The organism is Cupriavidus sp. FW305-3-2-15-C-LB2 (assembly GCF_058787575.1).
In genome coordinates, this window is record NZ_JBYSZW010000108.1 from 1 (window position 1) to 3,421 (window position 3,421).

Genomic DNA, 3,421 nt, shown 5'->3' on the forward strand with positions numbered 1-3,421 from the left:
GTTCCGCGGCAGGCGAGACTGCGCGCAGGTCTACCTTGTAGGTGAAGAGTTCGCTCAATCCCTCATGACCTGAGAGCCGCACGAATTCCAACTGGGGCTGTCCCAACAAATCAGGAATGGCTGCGCTGGAAACGCTAACGGTGCGAGAACGCGAAGCAAAAGCAGCTAGCCGATTCATGGGATGGGTTCTGGTTTCCCTGCTCACCTCTTCTCTCCCTCCACCGCACCTGGCCGGGGCCGGATCGAACTCACCACCTTGTCCCACAACTCCAGTGCCTCGTCATTGCTCAGCGAAGAGTCCACATAGTCGGCACCAGAAATCTGGCCTCCGCCGGTCAGCTCCAGGCTCATCTGAGGCTGCATATAGGCAGGACTGCTGCGCCGCGTCTCCATGGTGAATCCCTGCATCCGATAGCCCTTCTCCTTGAAATGCTCAAGGAGTTCCTCCGCCTCCATGCCCGCCACCTTCCGCTTGCCCTTGCGCAGCGTATGCAACGCCAGGCGCATGGCCAGCGGCGCGCCTTCCATTCGCCCCTCAACCCTCGCCAGCAGACCTTCATCCTGCCTCACAAGCGCGCGTGAATAGACCTCGAACAACAAGTCCTTGTGAGATTCACTTTGGAAGTTGAACATCGCCGTCTCTTCGTCGTGAACATCGTTTAGCACTACGCCTTTGACGCAGAATCCGGGACCGGCAGCCTCCGGGTCGGTATAGGTGCGAGTCTGTGCAGCGAGAGCCTTTAGGCGGCTCTCCTCCGACTCCATATCCTCAAACTCAAGCACATCGGTCCGAAAGATGGTGTAGCGGATATCGTCAGCCAGAAGATGCAGTTCGATGACAAAATAGCCATCGACTTGCCCATTGGCGTAACGGCGGAATATCACCGCATTGCTGCCCCACCGCTCCATATTTAGAAGCATAGGCAGACCTGTCCTCTTGTTCTTTGCTGTCTTCAGTTCCTGTTCCCGGCCCCTCACCATACGGTTAAAATCCTCGCGCAACAGGACCGGCTCCGTTCCCGGCTTCCGCTGATTAGGCACCGCGACGTAGATGCGCTTAAAATCCTTGTCCCTGCCATAGAACAACTCTGTATCACCCAGACCGTCTACTGGATCTAGCAGCTGACCAAACTCCTCTGGCAGATCGATCAGGAAACGGCCAATACAATTTGTCTTGAACGGTTGGTGAATATCCATACGCGGAAGCGGATTGGTAGCTGCTCGTTGGCAGGCAGTGGTGAGAAGAGTTGCCAGCAGCAGGCCAGCTATACTTTGCTTGACAGCCATATCAAGTCCCCTGGGGGTCCCTCGCGAGGCTAACCAGCTTGACGATGCTGTACAGCGTCACGAACTGTGCTGTCTCATTCTTGTAAGCGGGCTCGTGCGCAAAGCCCTTGAGCGCGAACCATTGACGGACATTGCCAGCAGTCGCGGGGGCACGGCCTGAACTGATCGGCACCGTGCCATCGCCACCACCGTCCTGCCGCGAGGCGCCCAGTTCATAGTGGCTAGTGTCGTACTGGACGATCGATGGCCCCATGCCGGACGTAACAACCTGCACGACTTGCTCACCCCCAACATACTCAGGATTCTTGCCATCCATTCGCACCTGCTGCGGCGACATCTGCATCACGTCCACCGGAGCCGGGGTACGGGCTCCATGTCCTGGCTTGATACCGGCCTTCATGTGCCAAATGACACACTCGAAACTCTTCTGCTTGAAATCAGCGCCATAGAAACCAAAGGTGTGCAGATGGTATTGGTTGGCAAGATCCGCATGAAACTGCATCGCGGACCTGATATTGAGCGTCACCGCCTTCCACCCGACTGGCTCCCCGCCCTCCGGCGCAAGCCATTCGTCCTTGATCAACCCCCACCAGCGGTCCTTCACTCCATAGATGCCTTGATAAGGATCGGGCTGCGGCGACAGTAGATCGTTACCCACTGGGTCCTTCACCTGAAGCCAGCCGCTGTTGTACTGTTGCGTGGGAAGCAATTCCAGCGCGCCAGGTGCCTGCGCGAATACTGCCGTCACCTCCTGCCCTGTTTGTCCAATGACCAGACTGGCGGCATAGTCCTCGTCACGCATGCCGACCTTGCAGCGTCGATAAGCAACCGGAGCACCGATTGCCGGCATGACGCCGTGTACGATGCCGGCAATCCTCTCAGCCATGCCTTCCAGTTGGGCACAGGCGCGCGCGACCAGACCGCCCATGGAATGGGTTACCAACAGAACTTGTTTGCAGCGACCAAAACCTTGTTGATGCTGCCGAATGATTCGTTCAATACGCGACTTCAGCCTTTGTGCCGACAGGGCATTGTCTTCGAGCCAGTTGTAGCCACAAGCGTAAACGGGATAGAACCAGTTCGCTGCTTCTTCAATCTCGGAAGCCGTGCACGGCGCAAACGGCCGATGTGCTCCCCATGGTCGTGACTGATCAGCAAGGATGGGGTTCAGCGCCTCTTTCCAACTCTTGTCGTGGGCCTTGCCGGGATGGTTCAGGGTGCGCTCCAGCCACAGCAGGAAAGCCTGGTAGCTGGTCTCGCCAACCTCCCCCCAACCACGCGCCTTGTAGCCAGCGGTGTTTGCAATGCTCCCGGCCGCAAAGGTTGGCACAGCGCCATCCTCGTCAACTAGCGTTCGGTCTGGGTGAAGCAAGACCTGGCGCGCTCCAGCATCCTTTGCTCCTACTCTTCTAAGCAAACCAAGTGGCTGGCCCAGCATTGCATCGAGTCGCCACACGGGCGTGTTGCGGACCCTGCTCTTCAGATTGCTTCCCATAATCCCCGGCACAAAGATCACCGGAAGCACATTGACAGGCTTAATCACCAGCTTGACCAGATCAGTCAACGGGCTCGGAGTCATGGTCCAGCCATATCGCATCGAGCCGTCCCCGTCAGGAAAGCCCGTAGCCATGCGTTCGCTGCTTGCCGCTTTGCCAAGTTCCTCTGACATGTTCGTACCCAATGTTCTCGCCTATGCCGCCGGACCGAGAATCCGCAATTCAAGCGTCTCGGCAATCTCACTCTTCTGATGCGCAAGATGACCTTGCGCATCGGTGACACCGCGGAGCACCGTTCCATCCTGTCGGAGCAGTTCATAGGCATAGTTAACGAGGGGCTTGTCCGCGGTATCAACCAGACGAAACCCCTCGTTGAACTGGGTGTGCTCCCAATCGTTCATCGCTTGTGAAATGCTCTGCGCCCCCGGCATATCGAAGTCCCCGGTCTTGAGATGCACACGCGTCGGCCCGAACACCTCCACACCGCCATCGGCGATGCGGATGCCTGCGTTGCCGCTCATGAGAGTGATGCTGGCCTTGGCATTGAGCAAGATCGCGCCGTCGGTTGCGGTCACCACTACGTTCTGTCTGGCATTCGCTTCGATGTTGGATTTCTGCGCCTGCAGAAGCAGATTGCC

Annotated in this window: 3 protein-coding genes; all 3 read right to left on the bottom strand. The window is 57.7% G+C overall.

The window, feature by feature from the left end:
- Window positions 1-201 precede the first annotated feature (201 nt).
- Window positions 202-1,287 (bottom strand): T6SS immunity protein Tli4 family protein, encoded by a 1,086-nt coding sequence (locus tag AC3WRR_RS35980; RefSeq protein WP_492299559.1) that lies wholly within the window; start codon window positions 1,285-1,287, stop codon window positions 202-204.
- Between the two features lies 1 nt (window position 1,288).
- Complete coding sequence (locus AC3WRR_RS35985) at window positions 1,289-2,956, bottom strand: esterase/lipase family protein (protein WP_492299560.1); 1,668 nt, start codon at window positions 2,954-2,956, stop codon at window positions 1,289-1,291.
- Between the two features lie 21 nt (window positions 2,957-2,977).
- Window positions 2,978-3,421 (bottom strand): DUF2345 domain-containing protein (locus AC3WRR_RS35990; RefSeq protein WP_492299561.1); only part of this gene is annotated, 444 nt, incomplete at its 5' end.